The sequence below is a fragment of the Paracoccus sp. SSK6 genome (genome assembly GCF_039770665.1).
Classification (GTDB): Bacteria; Pseudomonadota; Alphaproteobacteria; order Rhodobacterales; family Rhodobacteraceae; genus Paracoccus.
In genome coordinates this window covers 1-21,387 of record NZ_JBDPNJ010000032.1, presented here as the reverse complement: position 1 = coordinate 21,387, position 21,387 = coordinate 1, and the positions used below count along the sequence as shown (strand labels likewise).

General features: G+C 61.1%; 19 protein-coding genes and 1 pseudogene. 10 read left to right on the top strand and 10 right to left on the bottom strand.

Annotation, left to right across the window (positions count from 1 at the left end):
* Positions 1 to 76: 76 nt before the first annotated feature.
* The 9 genes from AAIL68_RS15050 (at position 77) to AAIL68_RS15010 (ending at position 8,382) form a co-directional block, all read left to right on the top strand.
* Positions 77 to 739, top strand: coding sequence for a Rieske (2Fe-2S) protein (locus AAIL68_RS15050; protein WP_347140566.1), 663 nt, complete (start codon positions 77 to 79; stop codon positions 737 to 739).
* 13 nt (positions 740 to 752) lie between these two features.
* Positions 753 to 1,628: an aromatic ring-hydroxylating dioxygenase subunit alpha gene (locus tag AAIL68_RS15045; protein ID WP_347140565.1), complete on the top strand. Its 876-nt coding sequence runs from the start codon at positions 753 to 755 to the stop codon at positions 1,626 to 1,628.
* A 3-nt stretch (positions 1,629 to 1,631) separates the two neighbouring features.
* Positions 1,632 to 2,261, top strand: a complete 630-nt coding sequence (locus AAIL68_RS15040) for a glutathione S-transferase family protein (protein ID WP_347140564.1) — start codon at positions 1,632 to 1,634, stop codon at positions 2,259 to 2,261.
* Positions 2,261 to 3,247 (top strand): PDR/VanB family oxidoreductase, encoded by a 987-nt coding sequence (locus AAIL68_RS15035; protein WP_347140563.1) that lies wholly within the window; start codon positions 2,261 to 2,263, stop codon positions 3,245 to 3,247. Before AAIL68_RS15040 ends, AAIL68_RS15035 begins: the two co-directional genes overlap by 1 nt.
* A gap of 65 nt (positions 3,248 to 3,312) precedes the next feature.
* Positions 3,313 to 4,893: an ABC transporter ATP-binding protein gene (locus tag AAIL68_RS15030; RefSeq protein ID WP_347140562.1), complete on the top strand. Its 1,581-nt coding sequence runs from the start codon at positions 3,313 to 3,315 to the stop codon at positions 4,891 to 4,893.
* The gene (locus AAIL68_RS15025; RefSeq protein ID WP_347140561.1) at positions 4,890 to 5,981 is read left to right on the top strand and encodes an ABC transporter permease; all 1,092 of its coding nucleotides are present in this window, start codon (positions 4,890 to 4,892) and stop codon (positions 5,979 to 5,981) included. Before AAIL68_RS15030 ends, AAIL68_RS15025 begins: the two co-directional genes overlap by 4 nt.
* Positions 5,981 to 6,904: an ABC transporter permease gene (locus AAIL68_RS15020; protein ID WP_347140560.1), complete on the top strand. Its 924-nt coding sequence runs from the start codon at positions 5,981 to 5,983 to the stop codon at positions 6,902 to 6,904. Before AAIL68_RS15025 ends, AAIL68_RS15020 begins: the two co-directional genes overlap by 1 nt.
* 103 nt (positions 6,905 to 7,007) lie before the next feature.
* On the top strand, positions 7,008 to 8,018 hold the full coding sequence (locus AAIL68_RS15015) for a BMP family ABC transporter substrate-binding protein (protein ID WP_347140559.1): 1,011 nt from the start codon (positions 7,008 to 7,010) through the stop codon (positions 8,016 to 8,018).
* A 58-nt stretch (positions 8,019 to 8,076) separates the two neighbouring features.
* Complete coding sequence (locus tag AAIL68_RS15010; RefSeq protein ID WP_347140558.1) at positions 8,077 to 8,382, top strand: acylphosphatase; 306 nt, start codon at positions 8,077 to 8,079, stop codon at positions 8,380 to 8,382.
* Between the two features lie 238 nt (positions 8,383 to 8,620).
* Here AAIL68_RS15010 and AAIL68_RS15005 read toward each other — a convergent pair whose 3' ends face one another.
* From AAIL68_RS15005 to repA, 10 genes and pseudogenes are all read right to left on the bottom strand, one after another.
* Positions 8,621 to 8,962, bottom strand: a complete 342-nt coding sequence (locus AAIL68_RS15005; RefSeq protein WP_347140572.1) for a zinc ribbon domain-containing protein YjdM — start codon at positions 8,960 to 8,962, stop codon at positions 8,621 to 8,623.
* Between the two features lie 138 nt (positions 8,963 to 9,100).
* Positions 9,101 to 9,261: pseudogene (locus AAIL68_RS15000) on the bottom strand (transposase domain-containing protein); the annotation flags it as partial.
* A gap of 63 nt (positions 9,262 to 9,324) precedes the next feature.
* A complete protein-coding gene (locus AAIL68_RS14995) occupies positions 9,325 to 10,356 on the bottom strand; it encodes a betaine/proline/choline family ABC transporter ATP-binding protein (RefSeq protein WP_347140557.1) in 1,032 nt (343 codons plus the stop codon).
* A gap of 10 nt (positions 10,357 to 10,366) precedes the next feature.
* The gene (locus tag AAIL68_RS14990; protein ID WP_347140556.1) at positions 10,367 to 11,410 is read right to left on the bottom strand and encodes an ABC transporter permease subunit; all 1,044 of its coding nucleotides are present in this window, start codon (positions 11,408 to 11,410) and stop codon (positions 10,367 to 10,369) included.
* Positions 11,411 to 11,507: 97 nt separating this feature from the next.
* The gene (locus AAIL68_RS14985; protein WP_347140555.1) at positions 11,508 to 12,497 is read right to left on the bottom strand and encodes an ABC transporter substrate-binding protein; all 990 of its coding nucleotides are present in this window, start codon (positions 12,495 to 12,497) and stop codon (positions 11,508 to 11,510) included.
* 375 nt (positions 12,498 to 12,872) lie between these two features.
* Positions 12,873 to 14,066 (bottom strand): hypothetical protein, encoded by a 1,194-nt coding sequence (locus tag AAIL68_RS14980; protein WP_347140554.1) that lies wholly within the window; start codon positions 14,064 to 14,066, stop codon positions 12,873 to 12,875.
* A gap of 329 nt (positions 14,067 to 14,395) precedes the next feature.
* On the bottom strand, positions 14,396 to 14,680 hold the full coding sequence (locus tag AAIL68_RS14975; RefSeq protein ID WP_347140553.1) for a hypothetical protein: 285 nt from the start codon (positions 14,678 to 14,680) through the stop codon (positions 14,396 to 14,398).
* Between the two features lie 2,447 nt (positions 14,681 to 17,127).
* Positions 17,128 to 18,240, bottom strand: coding sequence for a plasmid replication protein RepC (repC, locus tag AAIL68_RS14970; protein ID WP_347140552.1), 1,113 nt, complete (start codon positions 18,238 to 18,240; stop codon positions 17,128 to 17,130).
* A gap of 246 nt (positions 18,241 to 18,486) precedes the next feature.
* The gene (gene repB / locus AAIL68_RS14965; RefSeq protein ID WP_347140551.1) at positions 18,487 to 19,536 is read right to left on the bottom strand and encodes a plasmid partitioning protein RepB; all 1,050 of its coding nucleotides are present in this window, start codon (positions 19,534 to 19,536) and stop codon (positions 18,487 to 18,489) included.
* Positions 19,533 to 20,741, bottom strand: coding sequence for a plasmid partitioning protein RepA (gene repA, locus AAIL68_RS14960; RefSeq protein ID WP_306609906.1), 1,209 nt, complete (start codon positions 20,739 to 20,741; stop codon positions 19,533 to 19,535). The genes repB and repA overlap by 4 nt, the downstream gene beginning before the upstream one ends.
* 431 nt (positions 20,742 to 21,172) lie before the next feature.
* Between repA and AAIL68_RS14955 the strand changes: the two genes are divergently transcribed.
* Positions 21,173 to 21,286 carry an ATP-binding protein gene (locus AAIL68_RS14955; RefSeq protein WP_347140550.1) on the top strand — a complete coding sequence of 38 codons (114 nt, stop codon included), beginning with the start codon at positions 21,173 to 21,175 and terminating at the stop codon, positions 21,284 to 21,286.
* Positions 21,287 to 21,387 lie beyond the last annotated feature (101 nt).

Genomic DNA, 21,387 nt, shown 5'->3' with positions numbered 1-21,387 from the left:
CCTGTCTGTGCGCGGGTCTTCAAGCCTTCTTAGAGTGGCGAAGAATTGATGCAGTCGAGCGCAAAGGAGAGTGGGAATGTCCTCCGACCAGTGGAACGCGGTGGCTCTGGAGAGCCAGATCCGCGCCTCCTCCAGCAATCCTGTCATGGTGAACGACTATGCTGTTGCCCTGTGGCGCAGTGCCTCGGGCCAGGTGAACGCATGGGAGGACCGCTGCCCGCATCGTGGAATGCGGCTGAGCCTGGGTTTCGTCGAGGGCGATCAATTGCGCTGCATTTATCACGGCTGGGGCTATGGCACCGGCGGCCAGTGCGAAGTCATTCCGGCCCATCCAGGCTTGACCCCGCCCAAGACCATTTGCGCCACACGCCATGCGGTTGAAAGCCGCTATGGGCTGATCTGGGCCAATCTGGCAAGCGATCCGAAAGCCCCGCTGCCCGATTTGGGCGCGGATGACGGCTGGCGGGCGGTGCGCAGCATCTATTTGAATGCGCCGGTCGCCGAGGTCCGCAAGGCGGTGCTGGATGATCTGGCCGACTGGGACGGCATCCTGTCAGATGGCGAGGTCGTCACGCTGGATCTGCAGGACGGGACAAGGCTGGCGGCGGCTTTCCAGCCCATCGATGCCGGCTCGACCGGGATTCATTTCGTGGCGCGCGGTGCGGAGGCCGAGCCCGAGGGACGGCATGAACTGGCGCGTCGGGTGGTGCAACTGCGTCACCGGATCGAGGCTAACTGAAGGAGGACTGGCCATGACTGCGACGAAAGATCCTGTTGCCCGCAATGAATGGGTGGCCTGCGGCTGGCTGGGACAGATCGAACCCGGCGCCAGCCATGACACGATGATCCTGGGTCAGCCGATCCGTGTTTACCGGGACGAGAGCGACGATTATCGCGTCGTTGAAATCGACGCGAATGCCGCTGAGGGCCGTGAACTTCCAGTTCAGACCCGCTATACCTGCATCTTCACCACGCTGGGTGAACCCACGCGTCCCTTACCCGAGATTGCCGAGTTTGACGAACCAGACCGCGTCGTGGTGGGTTGCGGGAGCATCGGCGTCAGCACGAGCCCCTATCGCCTGGTCGAGAACTTCCTGGACATGGCGCATTTTTCTTTCATCCATGTCGATACTCTGGGCGCGACCGACAAGACCGAAGTGCTGGCCTATCGCACCGAACACCGCAAGGATGTCGATGAAATTTGGGCGGTCGATTGCTCCTACTATCAGCCCGCCGCGTCAAAAGCGGCGAATGGCGGGCAGATGACGCGCTATCAGTATCGAGTAATGTCGCCCTTCAGCGTCATGCTATATAAAAATATCAGCGAGGATTCCGATCGTAATGACGCGATCTGCGTCTTTATCCAGCCGGTGACAGAAACCCGCTGTCTGGCCTATGCGCCCATGGCCATCGTGGACAATTTGAACACCCCTGCCGATATCGCCGACTTCCAGCAGTCGATTTTCCTGGAGGACCGGATGATTCTGGAAAACCAGCGGCCAACGCTGCTGCCGCTGGATCCCACTTATGAATTGCCGACCCGCGCCGATGCCAGCTCGATCGCATTCCGACGCTGGCTGAAGGCGATGAATATCAGCTTCGGCATCCATGAAAAGCAGGCTGCCTGACCCATGACGATCACGCTTCACAACTATTCGCTTTCGGGCAGTTGCTACAAGGTCCGGCTGATGCTGGACTTTCTGGGGCTGGAATATGCGCGTCGGCAGGTGGATTTTTATCCCGGCCGACAGCACAAGACGCCTGAATTCCTGGCGATCAATCCGCTGGGGCAATTGCCGGTGCTGGAAGATGACGGGCTGATCCTGCGCGACGCACAAGCCATCCTGTGCCACCTGGCCAATAAATACGACAAGACGGGCAAATGGCTGCCGCGCGACCCGGCCAGTTTCGGGCCGGTGATGATGTGGCTGATGTTCGCGGGCGGTGAACTGATGGCGGCATCAAGTGCGCGGCTGCATGATGTCATGAGCTATGATCTGGATATCGACGCGGCGCGCAAATCGGCTCGCGCGGCCTTCCGTGTGCTGGATGATCATCTGACCCATCGCGAGATCGACGGCGAGACCTGGATCGTCGGCGATCATCCCACCATCGCCGATCTGGCCTGCTTCCCCTATGTTGCATTGTCCGGCGACGGCGGCATCGGCCACGAGGAATATCCCGCGATCCGCAACTGGCTGCGCGAATTCCGCCGGCTGCCGGGTTTCCACGCCATGTCCGGCATATCCGAGTATGTCTGATGAAGATTGACCGCAGCATGACAGCCGAGACCGAATTCGAGGTGCGCATCCGCAAGGTTCGCGCCGAAACCTCGGAGATCCGCAGCTTTGAATTCGAGGCTGTGAATGGCCAGTCCTTGCCGTCGTTCGAAGCCGGGGCCCATATCTTGATCACGCCCATTCCCGGCCTGACGCGGCAATATTCGCTGGTCAACGACCCCGCAGACCGCAGCCGCTATCTGATCGGCGTCAAGCGCGAATTGAATGGGCGCGGTGGCTCAAGCGCGATGCACAACCAGTTGCAGGAAGGCGGAACGGTCCGCATCAGCGCGCCGCGCAACAATTTTGCCCTGCGTCCGGGCGGAAAGGGGCGACGTCTTCTGCTGGCGGGCGGCATCGGGGTCACGCCCTTGCTGAGCATGGCCCAGGTTCTGGCCAGCGAAGGCGAGGATTTCGAGTTGCATTACTTTGCCCGCTCGAATGCAGAGATCGCCTTTCGCGACCTGATCCTTGAAAGCGGCTGGTCCGACCGGGTCGCTTATCATTATGGTCTGGTGCCGCCCTTGCTGACCGAGACCTTGCAGGACATCCTGCGCGATGGCGGACATTCAATCTATCTCTGCGGCCCGAATCCTTTCATGGATGTGGTGCGCCATTGTGCCCAAGTGACCGGCTGGCCGCACGATGCAGTCATTCTGGAACATTTTTCCGCAGAGGTGCCGGTGCTGACGGCGGGCGAAGGCGAATTCGTGCTGCGGCTGGCCAAGAGTGGCATCGAACTGGTCGTGCCTTCGGATCGGACCATCATCGAGGTAATCCGCGAGGCCGGCATCGAAATCAAGACAAGCTGCGAGCAGGGCGTTTGCGGCACCTGCATTACCGAGGTGATCGAGGGCGAGGTGGAACATCATGACCTGTTTCTTAGCCCCGATGAGCAGGAGGGCGGCAGGCTTATTATGCCCTGCGTGTCGCGCTGCACATCCCGGCTTCTGGTGCTGAATATCTGATAACCGGGCAACGGGCAGAGGAGGTCCGTCAGCCACGGCGCAACAATAATGACAGGGAGAAGACCATGAATATGGCCCTTCAAGGCGCCTATCACCCGGGAAGGGCATTTGATGGTCCGTCGCTGCTGGAGCTTCGGGGCCTGACCAAGGCTTTCCATTCTGTCGTGGCAAACTGCGACGTTTCGCTAAGGATCCAGCCTGGCGAAATCCACGCCGTTCTGGGCGAGAACGGCGCGGGCAAAAGCACGCTGATGAAAATGATCTACGGCGTTCTTGTGCCAGATGCGGGCGAGATCTGCTGGAATGGCGAACCTGTCGCGCTGACCAGTCCCGCGCAGGCGCGTAAGCTGGGCATCGGCATGGTCTTCCAGCATTTTTCATTGTTCGAATCCCTGACCGTGGCGGAAAACATCGCGCTGACCGTGCCGGGCAGCCTGTCCCGTCTGGCAGAACGCATTCACGAGATTGGGCAGCGGTTTTCCTTGCCGGTCAACCCGAACTCTCTGGTGCATTCCCTGTCGGTGGGTGAGCGCCAGCGGGTCGAGATCATCCGCTGCCTGCTGCAAGAGCCGCGGCTGATTATCATGGACGAGCCGACCTCGGTCCTGCCGCCTGCCAGGATTCCGGCCCTGTTCGATACGATCCGTGAACTGGCCGCGCAGGGCTGCGCCGTGCTGTTCATCAGCCACAAGCTGGAGGAGATCCGCAACCTGTGTCACAGCGCCACTGTGATGCGCGCCGGCGAGGTCGTGGCCACGGTCGACCCGCGCCTTTCAAGCGCCACGGAACTGGCTCATCTGATGATCGGGCGCGAAATCCCGCATACGAAGCGCTCGGCACCGACGCTCGGACGCGATGCGGTGCTGGAGGTGACGGGGCTGTCGCAGCCCTCGGACGATCCATTCGGCGTCGGCCTGCATGATCTGGATCTGCAGCTTTATCCCGGCGAGATCGTCGGTATCGCGGGCATTTCGGGCAATGGCCAGAAGGAGCTTGCGGCGATGCTATCGGGCGAAGCGGTGCTGGACCGTCGCCGTCGCGACCAGATCCGGCTATTTGGCAGCGGTTGCGGCGATATGGATGCCAAGCTGCGTCGCAGACGAGGGCTGGCTTTCGTGCCCGAGGACCGGAATGGCCGCGGCTCAGTCCCGGAAATGACCCTAGCCGATAACGCGCTGCTGACCGGCCATGAACAGGGGATGGTGCGGCGCGGGCTGATCGAGCGGAGGCGCGTGCATGCATTTGCCGAAAAATGCATCCGCGAAATGGGCGTGCGCTGCACCGGTCCTGAAGCCGAGGCGCGCAGCCTGTCGGGTGGTAACCTTCAGAAATTCATCATGGGCCGCGAAATTCGGCTGAAGCCGAAGGTTCTGGTGGCCGCGCAACCGACATGGGGTGTCGATGTAGGCGCGGCGGCGCTGATCCGCCAGCAACTGATCGACTTACGCGATTCCGGTGTCGGCATTCTGGTCATCAGCGAGGAACTGGACGAATTGTTCGAGATCAGCGACCGTATCCATGTGCTGTTCAGGGGTCGGCTGTCGCCCGCCCTGGACCGGGCCGAGGCCACGGTGTCCACCATCGGCGACTACATGACCGGAGGCTTTCTGCCATCCGAGATCGCGGGCGCAGGGGCGACGGCATGATGCGGCTTCCCTGGATCATCGAGCCGCGGATCGGCCGAACAGGCGCGCGCAGCCTGCTTGCACCGCTGATCGCCGTCGTGACGACCATCATCGCGGCCATCATCCTGATGTCGCCGCAGGGCGTCGCGCCCTTGGCTGCACTGTGGCAACTTTATATCGCGCCGCTCTCCAGCCTCTACAATCTCAGCGAGGTGTTGCTGAAGATGGCGCCGCTGCTGATCATCGCGCAGGGTCTGGCGATCGGCTTTCGCGCCAAGGTCTGGAATATCGGCGCCGAGGGTCAACTGATCCTGGGCGCGATCGGTGGCAGCCTGTTGCCGCTGTGGTTCAATGACAGCGTGAATCCGATGATGCTGCCCGCCATGGCGCTGTGCGGAATGCTGTTCGGCATGGGTTGGGCTGCGCTGGCGGCATTCCTGCGCACGCGCTTCAACGCCAATGAGATTCTGGTCACGCTGATGCTGAACAGCATCGCGCTGCAATTGCTGTATTACCTGATCTCGGGACCGTTGCGCGATCCCTATGGCTTCAACTTCCCGCAATCGGCACTGTTTCCGCAGGTGGCGATGCTGCCTTCGCTGTTCGCGCTGGGGCGTGCAAATGTCTCGATCATCGTGGCGCTGCTGCTGACCGCCGCAGCCTGGATCTTTGTTGAGCGCAGCATGACCGGCTACAAGCTGCAGGTCGGCGGCGTGGCCCCCGATGCGGCACGCTATGCCGGGTTTCGCGAAAAGCGCGCCGTCTGGGTCAGCCTGTGCATCGGTGGCGCGGCGGCGGGACTGGCCGGCGTCTTCGAGGTGGCCGGGCCGCTGGGGCAGTTGCAGCGTGTGGTATCCCCCGGTTACGGCTTTGCGGCGATCATTGTCGCCTTTCTGGGGGGGCTGAACGCCATCGGCATCCTGTTCGCGGCCTTTCTCATGGCCGTGATCTATGTCGGCGGCGACATGGCGCAGGCTTCGGCCGGGGTGCCCTATGCGGTGAATACCTCGCTGCAGGGGGTGCTGCTGGTCAGCTATATCGCGGCGCGGCTTTTCGTCGACCACCGGGTCCGCTGGCGGCGCGACCTGTCGCAGCAGGGAGCAAATTGATGGAAAGCATGCTTGTTTTCCTGCTGGCCGGCACATTGACGGCGGCAACGCCGCTGCTGCTGGCGGCCATTGGCGAGCTGATCGTCGAGCGTTCGGGCATCCTCAATCTCAGCATCGAAGGGATGATGGCGTTGGGTGCCGTGGTCGGCTTTGCCGCCATCATGGCGACGGGAAGCCATTGGCTGGCGCTGTTTGCCGGCGGGTTGGCCGGGGTAGCGCTGGCGGCCCTGTTCGCGGCGGTGGTGTTGCTGGCGCTGGGCAATCAGGTCGCTACCGGCATTGCGGTTGGCATTCTGGGGCTGGGCCTGTCAGGGGTGATCGGCACCCCCTATGAGGGCATGACCGTCGTGCCCATGAAACGGCTGCCGATCCCGTTCCTGTCCGATATTCCCATCGTCGGGCCGGGCCTGTTCAATCATTCGCTGCTGGTCTATCTGGCGCCCCTGCTGGCGCTGACCACCTGGTGGATGCTGCGCAGCACCAAAGTCGGGCTGGTGATCCGAGCGGTGGGTGAGGCTCCCGAGTCGGCCCATGCCATTGGCTACAGCGTGCTGGCAACCCGCTTCCTGACAATCTTGTTCGGAGGCTTCCTGGCCGGACTGGCCGGGGCCTTCATCTCGACCGTGTCGGCCACCTTGTGGTCGGACGGGATGATCGCCGGGCGGGGCTGGATCGTGGTTGCGCTGGTGGTTTTTGCCGCATGGCGCGTGGACCGGCTGGTTATCGGTGCCTGGCTGTTCGGCCTGGCCACGATTGCCGAACTGCTGGTGCAGGGGATGGGGATTTCGGTGCCTTCCCAACTGCTGACCAGCGTTCCCTATATCGCCACCATCATCGCCATTTCGCTTTTGTCGATGGATGGCCGAAAGATGCGTCTGAATGCGCCGGCCTCATTGGGGCGCACCTATAACAGCACCGCCTGAGCGGTCATCCCAACAGGAGAAAGAGACGATGGTCATGAAGCACAAATTGACAAACTGGATTCTGGCGGCCTCTCTCGCGCTGCCCTTGACCGGCGGGGCCGCCATGGCCGAGCCGCTGATGATGGGATTGATCTATCCCTCGCCGGTTGCGGATGTAGGCTGGGCCAAGCAACTGGATCTGGCCCGCGAAGCGGTCGAGGAAGCCTATGGCGATCGCGTGACCACCCGCGTGGTCGACAATATTCCCGAAGGACCGGATGCCGGGCGGGTCATGAACCAGCTTGTCTCGGATGGGGCGGATTTCCTCGTTCTGGGCTCTTTCGGTTATATGAATGACGGCCTGCGGCTGGCACAGCGTCACCCCGAGGTGAACATGATCCATGCCAGCGGCTTTCGTCAGACCGAAAACCTCGGCACCTTCACTGCCCGCGGCTATGAAGGGTTCTATCTGGGCGGATTGGCCGCCGGCATGGTCACCGAAACCAATACCATCGGCATCGTCGCAGCCTTCGCCGTTCCCGAGGTAATCGCTGAGGTCAATGCCATTACCCTGGCCGCACGCGAGGTGAGCCCTGACGTGAATATCCGCCTTGTCTGGGTGAATAGCTGGTTCGATCCGGCCCGCGAACAAGAGGCCGCACGGGCGGTGATTTCGCAGGGGGCGGATGTCGTGTTCTCGCTTCACCAGGACACACCTTCGGTGGTGAACGTGGCGCAGGCAGAAGGGGTCTATGTGGTCAACACGGGCTCGAATATGAGCGCACATGGCCCTGATGCCGTTCTGGGCTCGGTGGTTCATGACTGGAGCAAATATTTCATCCGGGCCGTGGGGGAAGCACTCGAAGGCAATTTCAAGGGTCAGGACGAACGGGGTGGTCTGGCCTCGGGAACGGTTTCGGTCCAGGCATGGAATGATGTGCTGACCGAAGAGCAGATGGCGCGGATCAAGGAGGCGGAAGCCGCGCTGGTCAGCGGCGAGGACCATGTCTTTGCTGGCCCCCTGAAAGACCAGAGCGGCACCGAGCGCGCGGTCGAAGGCGAGGTTCTGCCCGATCCCGAAATCTTTGCGATGAATTGGCTGGTCGAGGGCTTGCCCGGATCCCTGCCGCAATAAACCCGGTGGGGGCAGCCTGTCAGGCTGTCCGCATGATTTGGCCTGAAGGATACAGGACGTGAATTTTGAAAGCGGCAACTTTGGGCAGGGTGGGCAGGACCTCTGCGCGGTCGAGCTCACCTATCACGGCAAGCTGGGCGAAACTTTCGTCGAATTCGCGTTGAACCGTGCGCATCGCTTAAGCTTGAATGGCTGGATCAGCATCCAGCCCGAAGGGGTGAAGGTCGCCGCCCAAGGGCCGGAAGCCTTGGTCGATGCTTTTGAGATCGTCTGCAGCCTCGGCCCTATCGATGCCGATATCATCGACTGGCATCGAAGCGATATTGCCGCCGGGGTGAACCACACCGGTTTCGAGCGGCGCTGAAAAGGCTCTGCCGCCTGTCAACTGGACCGCTTGAAACGGGAGTTTGGGGAGTCTTTCTTGGCTGGAAGAGGAGCTAGGGCCTCTCGGATGCTCAGAGTTCCATCGTTTCCTCCATTGCGACCCCTGGGTGTTATGGCACGGTAGGCTGTGCTTCATTCATGGAGACGGCCCTTGAAGGACTGACAGCACCAGAACGATGGCGTTGCAGTGTGGCAGACATAATTGGGGGCGAAGCCTCTTACTCGAAAACCTTCCTCACGAACTGCGACTTGAGCCCCACCTGGCCGATGCCCGAGATCTTGCAATCGATGTCGTGGTCTCCCTCCACCAGTCGGATGCCGCGCACCTTTGTGCCCACCTTCACCGTAAAGGAGGAGCCTTTCACCTTCAGATCCTTGATCACGGTGACCGTGTCGCCGTCACGCAGGATATTCCCGACGCTGTCACGGATCTCCGGCTCGCTGTCATCCGTCGCGCCTGCTTGCCATTCATGACCGCATTCGGGACACACCAGAAGGGCATCCATCTGATAAGCGTAGGCAGAGGAGCATGCGGGGCACGAAGGCAGTGTTTCGGTCATGGCGAAACTATAGAAACGTTCCGCACAGGAGGCCAGAGATGGACCAGGTCTCGCAAATGGCTCGGTGCAGGAGCCGAGATGCTGTCGTTCATCGTGCTCGGAGGGCGGCAAGGCGGCGACCTGGAGGCTCCGATGGCCCAAGTGGCCATGGGTAAGGCGGGTGAACAGATCGCGTAGGCAGGCATAGCGTTCGACGCCGTTCATTTTGCAGGTGCCGATCAGGCAAAGCGCGCCGACTTACCGCCACCTTCGTCGTGACCGGCGTTGCGGCGGTTCATGGTCATGGCAAGCAGGGCGGACGGTCCAACCTGCGCGGGAGAACGAATGCCGTGGGCTTTGATCCACGGTGAGCACCACCCCTCTCAAGCTGACCTGCGCGGCACCAGAGCCCGGACGAGCGCCGGCATTTCCAGAATGCCGACCGAATGCCCGCCGCAGGTGACGCGGTAGCGCAGGGTCGCATCACCCCCGGACAAGGCGATGACATTTTCCAGCGTCGCGTCGGCATCCACGTCGCCCGCGACGTCGCCCTCCGCAGTTCCCTCAGCCATGATCGACCGGACGCGCAACACGCGGGCGCGATTGATGTCGCCGATGAAGGCCTCGATATAGGGGTCGGACGGGTTCAGCAGGATGTGCTGGGGTTCGCCCTGCTGGACGACCACGCCGTCCTTCAGGATCACCAGGTGATCGGCCAGCTTCAGCGCCTCGTCCAGGTCGTGGGTGATGAAGACGATGGTCTTGTGCAACTCGCTTTGAAGCTCGATCAGCAGGTTCTGCATGTCGGTGCGGATCAGCGGATCAAGCGCCGAGAACGCCTCGTCCATCAGCATGATCCCCGCGTTCGAGGTCAGCGCCCGCGCGATCCCCACCCGCTGCTGCATCCCCCCTGACAACTGGTGCGGATAGCGGTCGCCGAAGCCTGCAAGGCCCACCCGCTCCAGCCAGCTCTGTGCTTCGGGCTCGTAAAGGCTGCGAGGTGTGCCTTGCGTAGCCTGCGCCATGCCGGCGTTTTCCAGAACCGTGCGATGCGGCAGCAGTGCGAATTTCTGAAAGACCATCGACATGGACTTGCGCCGCAACTCGCGCAGCCGGGTCTCGTTCCAGGTCAGGATGTTCTCGCCATCAAGCAGAACCTCGCCTGCGGTCGGCTCGATCAAGCGGTTGAGGTGGCGGATCAGCGTGGACTTTCCCGACCCCGACAGGCCCATGATGACGGTGATCTCGCCCTCGCGGATGTCGATGTTGATGTCGTTGAGGCCCAGGACGTGGTTCTTTTGCGCCAAAAGCTCGGCCTTGCCCATGCCCGCGCGGACATCGGCCAGAACCGCCTTGGGATGTTCGCCGAAGATCTTGAAGAGGTTGCGGATCGATACCTTGACGGGTGTGCCCATCCTTGCCTCCTCAGGTCCGCGACTTGCTGGCGTCGATGCGGTTCAGCGCCGCCTTGGTGACGCGATCCAACACGATCGCCAGCAGCACGATCCCGAAGCCGGCGATCAGGCCCACACCCAGTTCCAGATTGCGGATCCCACGCAGCACCAGCACCCCCAGCCCCGGCGCGGAGACCAGAGAGGCGATCACCACCATCGCCAGGCTCATCATGATGGTCTGGTTCACGCCCGCCATGATGTTGGGAAGTGCCAGGGGGATCTGAACGCCGAACAGCTTTTGCCGGCGGCTCATTCCGAATGCATCCGCAGCTTCGATGACGTCACGGTCCACCAGGCGGATGCCCAGATCGGTCAGCCGGATCACCGGCACGATGGCATAAAGGATAATCGCGATGCCGTAGAGCTTCGGCTCGGTCACGCTGAACAGGAAGATCAGCGGGATCAGATAGACGAACGCAGGCAGCGTCTGCAGCATGTCGAGGATCGGCGTCACGATCCGCCGCAACGTGTCGCTGCGCGACATGGCGATGCCGATAGGCACCCCGAACAGCACGCAGATGAAGGCGCAGACGAAGATGATCGCCAGCGTCTGCATCGCCTCGGTATAGTGGTCCACGAAGGCCAGCAGGCCCAACGAGGCCGTGACAAGCAGCATGACGCTTGCGGATCGCGATACCAGCCAGGTCAGGAGCAGAAGAACCGGCAGCATGATGAACCAGGGCGTTGCCGTCATCAGCCAGATCGTCTCGCGCAGCATCCAGGACAGGGGCTGGGTCAGCGGGTCCAGCACCACCCGCAGCGCGTCGCGCGCCGACAGGAAGGTGCGTTCCAGACCCAGGGTCAGGTCGCGCGTTTGCCAGATCGCCCCGCAGGCCTCGTGCAGGTTGTTGAGCGACGGCAAAGGCAGATCCCACCACGAGCCGCCGGTCTGAGACGCTCCGCCCTGGGTCTTGGCCAGAAGATCGGCCATTGACATCGGGCCGCCCTCCCCGCCACCACCATCGCACCATTTCCTAAGCCCCAAGGCATCGAACACGCCATCATAGCTGGCCATCGCTTGCGTCCCCGTCTGTTTCTGCTGCGGGATTATTCGTCACAGATGTGGTCCGTGCCCTTACGGCACCGACCACCTACCGCGCTTTTGCAGTCGCTCAGTTCTGCTGGATCAGCGCCGACAGCTTTTCCTTGGCGCCCTCTGACAGCCAGTCCTGCCATTCGTCGGCATTGTGGGTCAGATAATGGACCGCGACTTCCTGTGCGGATGCCTTGTTCTCGTCCTGCCAGGCCAGTAGCGCGCTCATGTCATCGGTCTTGAAGGTCATCTTGCGCAGGAATTCGACGACCTCGGGCTGATCCTTGACCAGGGCAGCGGTGACGGCGGTGACGCTGGGCGCCTCGGGGAAGTCCGAGACCTGGGGATCGGGGGCGTTCGGGTTCTGAAGGGGCGCGAACCTGGCCTCGTCGTATTCGCCAAGCTTGACGCGGGTCATGTCATACTTGCCCAACGGCACGGTCGGACCCCAGTAATAGCCGAACCAGGGTTCCTTGCTGGTCACGGCCGAACCCATCGACGAGGCCAGCGTCTCGCCGGACCCGTGGTTGAACACCTCGATGCCCGCGTCTTCGATCTTCAGCGCGCGGACCAGGTTGTCGCTGACCACGCGGCAACCCCAGCCTTCGGGGCAGTTGTTGAAGCGGCCGCCGACCAGTTGGGGATTGGCCATCACGCCCTCGATGGTGGTCAGTTCGGGATGGGCTTCGGCCAGATAGGTGGGGATCCACCATCCTTCGACCCCGCCGGGATCCAGCACATTGGTCAGCGTGACCATCGTGCCGGCCTGCTCAAGCTTGGCATAGGCCTCGCCGGCCGAGTTCAGCCACAGGTCGGTGACGATGTCAGGCTCGCCATTCTCGGCGACCGAGGTGATGGCCGGGATGGTGTCAGACTTCACCAGGGACACCTTGCAGCCATAGCCCTGCTCCAGCAGGAACTTTGCCACCTCGGTGATGACCTCGGCCGAGGCCCAGCCCATCTGGGCAATGGACAGATCTCCACAGGTTCCGGCGCTGTCCTGCGCCATGGCCGGCGCTGCCAGGGTGGTGCCCAGGGCCAGTGCCGTGATCGAAGCAAGGGTTTTCATTCCGCTCTCCTGTTGTTGTCCGGCTTGCGGACATGATGGGACGCCACGCGCCTGACGCGCGTGTTCGGACATGTCAGGCAGCCTGCGAAGGCCGCCGCCCGTTCATTGATTGTCCGGTCAGACTGCAATGAATTGTGGCACAGCGTCAAACATCTATTCGAGGCCGAGCAGTTCAGGGAGGTGGAGGGCACGCGAATGAGGTGATCGACCTTGGGCACATGTCATTCCCAGGAGCAGCATTGAAAGAGGGAATCACGCTGCCCTCCCGCTGCTCCAAGAGAAATGATCGGCCCTGTTTGGAACGTCACCGCAACTGCGCGACGGCATCAGCCCAGACGCACGAACCCGGGTTCTTGGCCATTCGTCATCACGCCTTCACTCGCGGTTCTCTTCAGCCTTTTTTCTGATCACCGCGTCGAGACCGGCCATGGCGGCATCCAGGTCCTCGAAGACACGAGCCAGTCGCCTCTCGTCGAAGTGCTTCTCAAGCCGCCCTGGCTTGCTGGTTTCCTCCAGAGCGACCGGGCGAACAGGACCGGCGGCGCGCGGAACATCGCCTCGGGCCGGTCTCGTGGGCAAAGTCTTCATCCGCGAGCCGAGGGACGGAAGCGCCCAGAAGCGCGCCACGCGCCGCGAGGTCACGTTCACCAGACAGCCTGCCCCGACCATCTCCCCGATGAGCGCCAGCGCGGTCCGGCGGCTGACCCCCAGCCGGTCGCAGACCATCGCGGAGTTGACGACGGGCTGCTGCCGAAGAAGCGCGGCCAGATCGGCCAGCCTGGAGCGGCCACGGGCTTGGGCCGCAACCCCATACAGCCGCGCAAGCTCGTGACGGAGCGTGCCCAGATGCCCGACTTCCTGGGACAGCGCCCGCGGAAGAGCTTCCAGGAAACTGCCGATGCCCGACAAGGGCGACCAGATGCGCAGCCCGTTGCGGGTCATCGCGCTTGAGGGCGTGACGATCCATCCCGCCTCAGCGGACGTCATCAGGGATGCGCGCACATCCGTGTCATCCTCGGCGGCCTCCGTTCGGATGGATGACATCCCCCGCAGATGGCGCGCGGCACCCTCGACTGCCATGAAGATGAGCCTCTCCGCCGCAGGGCTATCCCGTCGTGATCGCAAGGCATAACTGGCGGACGCCCGCAGGCCGGCCAGGATCGGCACGTCCCCCCAGGCCTCGCCCTCGCGAACCACAAGCGCCAGCTCACTGTCCTCCAACCTGTCAGACTTGTCCCGCTCCTGCCCGATCGGAGAAGCGCCGGCCTCGATCCGCCTGATCGTTTCGACAGGCGAGCCGAAGATGTCGCCGGGCCGCTTCATGATCGAAAGGAGCCGCAGGGCCATCTCCGTGCTGCGCGCCTCTTCCTCGATCGCCAGGGCGCCGGTGAGGCGAAGCACCATGCCCGACGTCGAGATGCGCTCTCCTTCAAGCCCCACGGAGGCGGCTGCCTCCAGCAAGGCCGCCTCCATGCGCCAAAGACGCGCAAGGTCCGGGTCCGCCAGGAGGATGCCGTCAATCCTTGAGGCCAAGGCTTCGCAGCGGAGCAGCGATGCACCCGTATCCATACGAAACTCCTGATCTATGTTTAATGATGTTACCATTAGGACTGACCATCTACACTTGTATAGGTCGAAGTGATGAAGGGCGCATTCTCTGTTTCCACAATCTGGATCCCGATGGTGTGGAAAGGACGTTGGGAAGGGTTGCGGCGGGTGCCGTCGCCCTGCCCTACCCTTCTGTTCTTGCCAATCCTGACCAGCGACGCGTGCTGCAACCTACATGAAATCGTTTATCAAACGGCCGTTTCATGGAACCAAATGACATTGTAAGCCGACGCATTGTTGGCTATGGAAGGCGGCCCGCGCCCGGCCTGCGGAGGCTCAACGGCTGTCGATCAAGCCGGTGTTCGACCAGGATCCCGCAGCGACTGATCCGATCTACGCGGACCGTTCAGGCAGGAGTTCAAGGCGCTTTCCGCTGTCATGCGTTGATTTTTGACCTTGTCGATGACGCACCGACGACGTTCACCTCGTTTAGCCTGGGAGCCCGCGCAGATCTTCATGGCCTCCTCGATGCGGATGCCGTGCCGGTCTCTGACAGTCGCGGTGCACTGGCGTATATCCCAGGCAGCATAAGCTGGCTGCGAGAGGATGATGAGCAGAACGACGAGACCCTTCATCCGAGCCCTCCCGGTGTCTTGCTCCACATCGCCCAATTGCGGACAACCTGCCTTTCAGGTAGTAGTCTAGCACGAAAAGCGCCTCCTGCCACGGCTTTGCATCGCTCCTCCTGCAGCCTTCGGCACGCGAAAGCCTCGCAAATGCTGGTCAGCCGAGCATGCTTCGTCGGTGTCGGTTTTCGTGGCACCCTTGTAAACCACAGCGTGGGTTTGGACATGAGGTTCTGCAATGCGTGCTCTCCTCCCGCCCCCCTGCCCTCTTGCGTTAGTGGCTCCGCGACCGGCTGGCCAGTACAATTTCGATCGCGGACACTGCCGGTGCGCTGCTGAACCATCTTGATCTAGGCACGGTCGCCGCTCTTCAGGCAGTGACGGCTGACGGAACCCTGTACGACGCGTATATGGAACTCGCTCGGCGCTTCGAGGTCTTCGACGTCCTTGTAGACAAGATGCGCAAGATTTCCGATGAAACTGAATCCGGTGAGGATCAGTCCACCCTGGACATTTGGATGGCAACAATGGCTCGTCTCTGGGCCTCGCTATGTTAGAAGTAAAAGACCAGCGGACCGCCGTGAGCGAGGGGCTTAAGCAGTCGCTTTGAGCATTTTGGGAGAAAAACCGCAGCCAATGGGGATGCCTGCCTGAGGGCGGTCTGCGTTGGGTCCGCGAGTGAAAATACCCCCCCTCTCTCAACTGCCGCTGTCTGTCGCGGCCACCGTGGCTTGCAGGTTGCCCGCGGGCAATGTGTTGTGAGAAGCCCTACCAAGTGGAACGGTGGCCTTCCGCTCAGCCTCGCATGCATTGAAGGCGACCTCAGCTCCTGCCCCAATGCCCCGCACTCCGAGCACGTGGCCAACTTAGCAGCTGACGTGGCCTGATCAGCAATGACGATCCTCAGCTCCACAAAGAGCGGCCTACTAATGACCGTGAGAGCGCTTGGTTTTCAACTGATGCTCTGTTGCCATCTCCGCTCAGGGTTTGCCCGAGGTCCCGGACAGGCGCTCGGAAGCAGTCACAGGGTTGCTGGACCTGAATTGGATCATCAACCCGCTTCTCACGAGATCCAGGCGACCGCCGATCCTGCCATCTGCAAAGGGTCAGAACCCTGGAAAGCGTTCGCGGATCCCGGAATTCGGCGTCACATAGGACACTTTGCGCCGGGCAACTGTCTCGGGTCCCGCAGTTCCGGTCCCTACTCGGACATGAACTGCCCTGGCAGGGTTCTGAGCTTGATCTGCGTTCGCAGACCGACGCCCCGTACCTGCGTGATAAGCGGTTACTGAACCAAGCCGCCATGAGAAAAACTGGGAACAGCGCCTGTTGTCGTCCGCAGGTCAGGCGCAGCTGAAGCGGTCACGGGATCAGGCACCCGGGATTATCGTGAGGCCTACAGTCTCGGCGAACAGTTTGCCCGCGGGCAAGATGAATAGAAGCGGAAGTTTAATGGGAGGCCAATGACCTGCAATTCTCCGCATCAGCTAATTGGTTCATCACAGAATGTGGCCACATCACAGGTAGGAATAACCGAGCGACATGGCCCAATCTTAGACAGGCGGCAGCCAAAATGGTCACTGGGGCTATCGTCGGGCGCATCGCGACTGATGGTTTGCTTCTGTACTCAATGGAACACCGTCTCTGCCAGGCAGCGATAGATCTGCGCGGCGCGCAACCGGATCTCCGATGATACATTTTGCCTGTCAGCCGCGGTCCTGCTGGGGAGCTACGCTAATTTCGTTCCGGTGCAGGAAGTGTCGATCTCAAACGCAACTTGCCAGCGGGCAAACTGTTGGCCACGTTCTCCACTGCGACGTGCTGCAGATCACAGGCAGACTACAACCTCGCCGGACGCAGCTGTGGGGATTGGCGGCTTGCGGAATGTCATTAGCGGCTGGTCAACCAAACGGACCGCCACCCCATGAGCGCCTGCGCTGTTTCAGAGGCTTTTTTCGGGGGAAGTTAGCAGTCTGCCCGCGGGCAAGTCATTGTCCGGAGCGATATGCCGGTGACAGAAGGCTGTCTGACAGATCGACACAAGTCCCAAGACCGGATGAAGGCCACCAAGCACATCTAGCTTCGGGATCTATATGGATTCCGATTGGACGCGGATGACACTGGGCGCCGTCATGTTCCGTCGTGGGGGAATGTCGCTCTTGCTATCTCCGGGACAGCGAATTGCCGGTTGACGCGCAGACACTGGAGAACGTGACTAGATCCGACTTACTCCGGTTCTATTGCAGGGAGCACGTCGGACCGGGGTGGAGTGAGCCTGTTAGGACGCCGGAGCCTGATCTCCCTGTGCGGGGGTCGGCACGGTGAAATGTTGCCGGATGGCCGTCATGGTATTCTGGTGTTTCCAATACGGTTTCAACTTTCCCGAGCGTGCCCATTCGGCAGCTGCGGAACGGCTCTGTCCCGCTTTGGCAGACGGGAGCAGCCGAGCACATGGGTCAAGAGATGGAACACCGCGTATGGCGCGACATCCGGTCGAGCAGCGCTATCGGGTCGAAGCTGGATCGCCGCTTGCCGGCCACCAGGCTTCGATAGTATGCGCGCATGTTTCGGACGCGGCCGTGCAGCTGTACCATGATGAGAATGCTGATGGCTGAAGCTCGTTCTCCGAATTGCACTCGGGCAACTTCCAACAGGCTTCTGTCGATCCCGATCATGGGCGCGATCATCTCAGCGTGCTTCGACACGTCGCTCCAGTCACGTAGCGGTTGTGTGGCAAAACACATGGCTTCGCTGCAGGTGGTCTCTATCTTCTCCAGCAATCTTGCTTCGTTGCACTGCGTACTTTCGGTTTGCGATCGAATATCTTCGTCTGCCAGTGCCGGCTTCTTATCAAGGTCTTCTGTTTGGGACATTGATTGGTGACGGTCATTCTGACCGCCAGCGACGGCCAGATCTTCTGCCGGCAGGGCAGGGGCCTCGGGGTCATTCGAACAATCGTCTGACAGCAAGTGAGCGTCAAGGTCTCTCAGGATCCACTGAAGATCCCTCGAAGCATGCTTGCGCCGTAGAGCCTTCCGGATTTCGGCTGTGTCGACGTCAACTTGCCCGCGGGTATCGGCCTCTGCAAGGCGGGCAAGAATCAACGTCCGAAGGTGGCGCTTGAGGGCCTCTTCCTCCCGATGGGCGGACAGCAGCGAGGCCCATCTCTCAATCCCTAAGATCATGGGACTGAGGTCGAACCCAAAAGCCTCCAGCGACCCGTCAACAGGATTGCGGGTGGAGAACCGCTTCCTGTTGGGGCTGTCCGTGCGCCGCACCAGTCCGGCATCGATCAGGCGGGCGGCGTGGCGGCGAATTGTCTTCTCGCTTAAACCTCCCAGGCGCCGCTGAAGCTCCCGGTTGGAGGCGAAGCAGGTGAGGCCCTTTCCGGGCCTCAGGAACCCGACCATTGTCTCCAGGGTGCGAATTACTTCGCTCTTGATCCCGATCGAGGCGGCTGCTTCTCGAACCACCCTGAATGCGGCCCAGAGGTCCATGTCCTTACGCGCAGACAAGGGGGAGCCGATCGCCGATGCGTGCGTGGGCGTGATTGCTTTCACATATGTCATGGTCCTATCGCTTGGGCGACCGCAGCCCCATGCGTATCCGATCCCTGGCCGCTTCCTCACGGAAACGTGGGCAAAGTTATTCCGTCAACCGAATCGGTTGTTCTTGACGGATCGGAGGAGAGAGAATAGACCTGAGGGTGCGAATCTACAGATCAGGGCTCTCCGGGGGGATACTTCGGGGGGCTCTTCTTTTTTACGGTCTCCGTTGCTCTCCTTTCTTGTTCGGGTTGATAGAAGGGGAGGGGCTCAACCCTCGCCCCGGTTTTTCTGCCACTGTTCGTGAAGAAGGCGGACGACGTCGTCTGCATTCTCTTCGAGCCACTGGCCGAATTCAGGCTGATGATGAAGGGAGATATTCAGGGACAGCAGCCTGTGGCTCCTCTTCATGTTTCCGATATGGCGTCCTCCGATATTGAAACGCCGAGGAGGAGGACCAGATTGCCCACGGGCAATCTGTTTTCCTTCACCAGATGCCACAGATGAAATCTGTTCATTATCAAAGATTTGCGCTGAGTTCTTAAAGTTGTCTGGACCTTTTACCCGAGCAAGCTCCAATAGATGGGCAAACCGGGCGTTGCTGGTCAAGGACGTCCAGTCTGGACCGGTAAAGTCGAGAAGGGCTGCCAGATCGACAGCGTGATCACGGGCCAACAATGCCAGTTCAGTCCAGGGCCGGCGACCCACGTCGGGGGCAGGTCCTACAGCGGCCAAAACCGCCTCAGGGATGTTTTCGGCCACGGTCACCATGCGCGAGACTGCGGCCGCGTCGATCCCGAGCGCGTCCTGGATCACCTTGGTGGAGAAGGACCCCTCACGCAGCGCCAGGACGAACAGGGCCTTCTCTATGAAAGAAGGGTCAACCCGGAGGTTGTTTTCTTGGCCTTGGGCAATGATCGCTGCTTCGTCCTCAAGGCTTCTGATGATCGCCTTGACGGTGAACCCCGGCCCGAGAGAGCGGATGGCAGCGAGGCGCCTGCGACCATAGACGATCGAGAACCGGTTCATACGGCCCCTGATCGGACGCACCAAGATCGGCACTTGCTGGCCGTGGTCGCGGATGCTCTCAGCCAGCTTCCGGATACTTTCGGGATCAAACTCCATCCGGTCTTTCACACCGCCCTGATCGATATTGGCGGGGTCCAGCTCTCGGATAGCGTTGGCTGAAACCGAGCGCATAGACTCGCGCAGGGAGGTGATGGCAGGAGTCCCTGTCTCGCGGGAGGCAGGCGACGCGTTGGCAGGATCAGGGGAGGCCTGCTCGATCGCGAGATCGAGGATGTTCTTGCGTCCCATCATCGCCCCCAGGCTTTTTGGATCAGGCCCTCGATCTCGTCACCGACAGCGTTCGCGCTCTGAACGGCGCGATCGAGCGTCTTCTTGACGAAGTTTGAAGGTTCAACCTCGTAGACCGTCTGCTGCGTCATACCGGCATCACTGATCGCCGTGGACTTCAGCATCGGCTCCACCAGCACCTCTCCGCCCAGGATGGCGCGGAGGTAGGAGGCCATCTGAGTTTGTGGACCGTCGGAAGGCTCGTAGCGGGTAAGGAGGAATTTGACGAAGTCCCAGCTCACCGGCATTCCACTATGCTTCTCGATGGTCTGGACGAGCTCGCCAGACATCTTGAGGAACTGGGACATGGAAGCGATGTCGAGCATGCTCGGGACCACCGTCACCACGAGAGCCGTAGACGCTGCCAGGGCGGACAGCGTCAGAAAGCCCAGCTGCGGCGGGCAGTCGATGATCACAAGGTCATATTGATCCTGGACGACGTCCAGCTGAATGGCGAGCCGCTCCTCGAAACCGGGCGTGACACGCTTCTGGAGTGCATAGGCCGTGGTCGTCTCGTATTCCGACAGAACAAGACCGGCGGGCACGAGGTCGAGATTGTGGAAGTAGGTCTTGAGGATGACCTCCTCGATCGAAACCTGGTCATCGTCGTAGCGCAAGGCGTCGTAGATCGTTCCGCTTTCCTGAAACTCAAGTTCGGGCCTATAGCCGAACAGTGTCGTCAAGGAAGCCTGGGGATCGAGATCAACAGCCAGAACCCTGTAACCTCTCAGTGCATACCTCTGGGCAAGGTGTATCGCCGTGGTGCTTTTGCCCGAACCCCCTTTGAAATTGACCACGCTCAAGACCTGAAGCCGGTCTGACGGTTCCCTTCGGCCGGGCCGGAAGCTTGAAGCGTTCTTGCCGGTCCGGAACATGTGATCCCGGATACCGTCCATATCCTCGGCGGAATACCAGCGGTAGCCGCGGGCATCGACCTTCGCCGGAGGGAACTCTGGGTCTTCATTGCTCCTGATGCGGAGGTTGGAGGGGGAGATGCCGGTGAGGTCGCACATCTCGCGGGCCGAGAAGAGCCTGAGGGTCTTGCTGCCTTCGGGTTTGTAGGCGTTCTTCATTTGCCGGTCGAGCGAGTCAGCCAAGTTGTCGGCGAAGGACGTGATTCGCACGGCATCGATGGCGCGACGCTCTTGAGAAAGGCTCATGTCGTTCATACTACGTGCCCTAAAATGGTCCCTGAGTAGGGTTCATCTCAACATCTTGAGGGGGTAAACGGCCGATTGACAGGTTTCGTGCGTCAATTGCAGATGCCCCCATTAACTAGACTGGTGCCACGCAACATATTTTTCGGCAATCATTTTCTGCGTCAATTTGTGAATTGCCAACGCAGTGAGTTAGCGCCTGACCATGAGCATTCCGATCAGATGATTGAATATAAACGATAAAACGTCCTCATGCAATGCGAAGGGATCTTCAAGTGTGACATTGCCTACAGCCTCTGGAGGAGAATGCACGTAATCCATCATCCGTTCTTCGACTCACATCCTTGTCCGGCGAGACCGACAGCCCCACCGACTCGAGCTTCGGGCTGTCAAGCACACCGGGCAGGAAGCGGACGTGCAGCGAGCGACCCGCGCGGTCTAGGATGCGGGGACTTGGCCTCTACATTGCTGCGGAGATCGCCAAGGCACATGGCGGCATCGTGTCGGTTGCCTCTGATGAAGCAGAAACCGTGTTCACATTCGAGATGCCCTGCTGAGGCAAGAAGCAGCAGCGGATCGGCAGAGGGGGCGGGCTTAACAAACATCCCACTTCGGCACAGGCGCGCGGCCACGCCCATCGCAAGATTTCGACACGGAG

Excerpts from the sequence above, each read along its gene's own strand:
- repA (WP_306609906.1), bottom strand. The coding sequence starts at position 20,741 with ATGAACGACATGAGCCTTTCTCAAGAGCGTCGCGCCATCGATGCCGTG.
- AAIL68_RS15030 (WP_347140562.1), top strand. The coding sequence starts at position 3,313 with ATGAATATGGCCCTTCAAGGCGCCTATCACCCGGGAAGGGCATTTGAT.
- AAIL68_RS14975 (WP_347140553.1), bottom strand. The coding sequence starts at position 14,680 with ATGAAGGGTCTCGTCGTTCTGCTCATCATCCTCTCGCAGCCAGCTTAT.
- AAIL68_RS15005 (WP_347140572.1), bottom strand. The coding sequence starts at position 8,962 with ATGACCGAAACACTGCCTTCGTGCCCCGCATGCTCCTCTGCCTACGCT.
- AAIL68_RS14980 (WP_347140554.1), bottom strand. The coding sequence starts at position 14,066 with ATGGATACGGGTGCATCGCTGCTCCGCTGCGAAGCCTTGGCCTCAAGG.
- repB (WP_347140551.1), bottom strand. The coding sequence starts at position 19,536 with ATGATGGGACGCAAGAACATCCTCGATCTCGCGATCGAGCAGGCCTCC.
- AAIL68_RS14995 (WP_347140557.1), bottom strand. The coding sequence starts at position 10,356 with ATGGGCACACCCGTCAAGGTATCGATCCGCAACCTCTTCAAGATCTTC.
- AAIL68_RS15020 (WP_347140560.1), top strand. The coding sequence starts at position 5,981 with ATGGAAAGCATGCTTGTTTTCCTGCTGGCCGGCACATTGACGGCGGCA.
- AAIL68_RS14955 (WP_347140550.1), top strand. The coding sequence starts at position 21,173 with ATGCGGGGACTTGGCCTCTACATTGCTGCGGAGATCGCCAAGGCACAT.
- AAIL68_RS15025 (WP_347140561.1), top strand. The coding sequence starts at position 4,890 with ATGATGCGGCTTCCCTGGATCATCGAGCCGCGGATCGGCCGAACAGGC.
- repC (WP_347140552.1), bottom strand. The coding sequence starts at position 18,240 with ATGACATATGTGAAAGCAATCACGCCCACGCACGCATCGGCGATCGGC.
- AAIL68_RS14990 (WP_347140556.1), bottom strand. The coding sequence starts at position 11,410 with ATGGCCAGCTATGATGGCGTGTTCGATGCCTTGGGGCTTAGGAAATGG.
- AAIL68_RS15015 (WP_347140559.1), top strand. The coding sequence starts at position 7,008 with ATGGCCGAGCCGCTGATGATGGGATTGATCTATCCCTCGCCGGTTGCG.
- AAIL68_RS14985 (WP_347140555.1), bottom strand. The coding sequence starts at position 12,497 with ATGAAAACCCTTGCTTCGATCACGGCACTGGCCCTGGGCACCACCCTG.
- AAIL68_RS15040 (WP_347140564.1), top strand. The coding sequence starts at position 1,632 with ATGACGATCACGCTTCACAACTATTCGCTTTCGGGCAGTTGCTACAAG.
- AAIL68_RS15035 (WP_347140563.1), top strand. The coding sequence starts at position 2,261 with ATGAAGATTGACCGCAGCATGACAGCCGAGACCGAATTCGAGGTGCGC.
- AAIL68_RS15050 (WP_347140566.1), top strand. The coding sequence starts at position 77 with ATGTCCTCCGACCAGTGGAACGCGGTGGCTCTGGAGAGCCAGATCCGC.
- AAIL68_RS15045 (WP_347140565.1), top strand. The coding sequence starts at position 753 with ATGACTGCGACGAAAGATCCTGTTGCCCGCAATGAATGGGTGGCCTGC.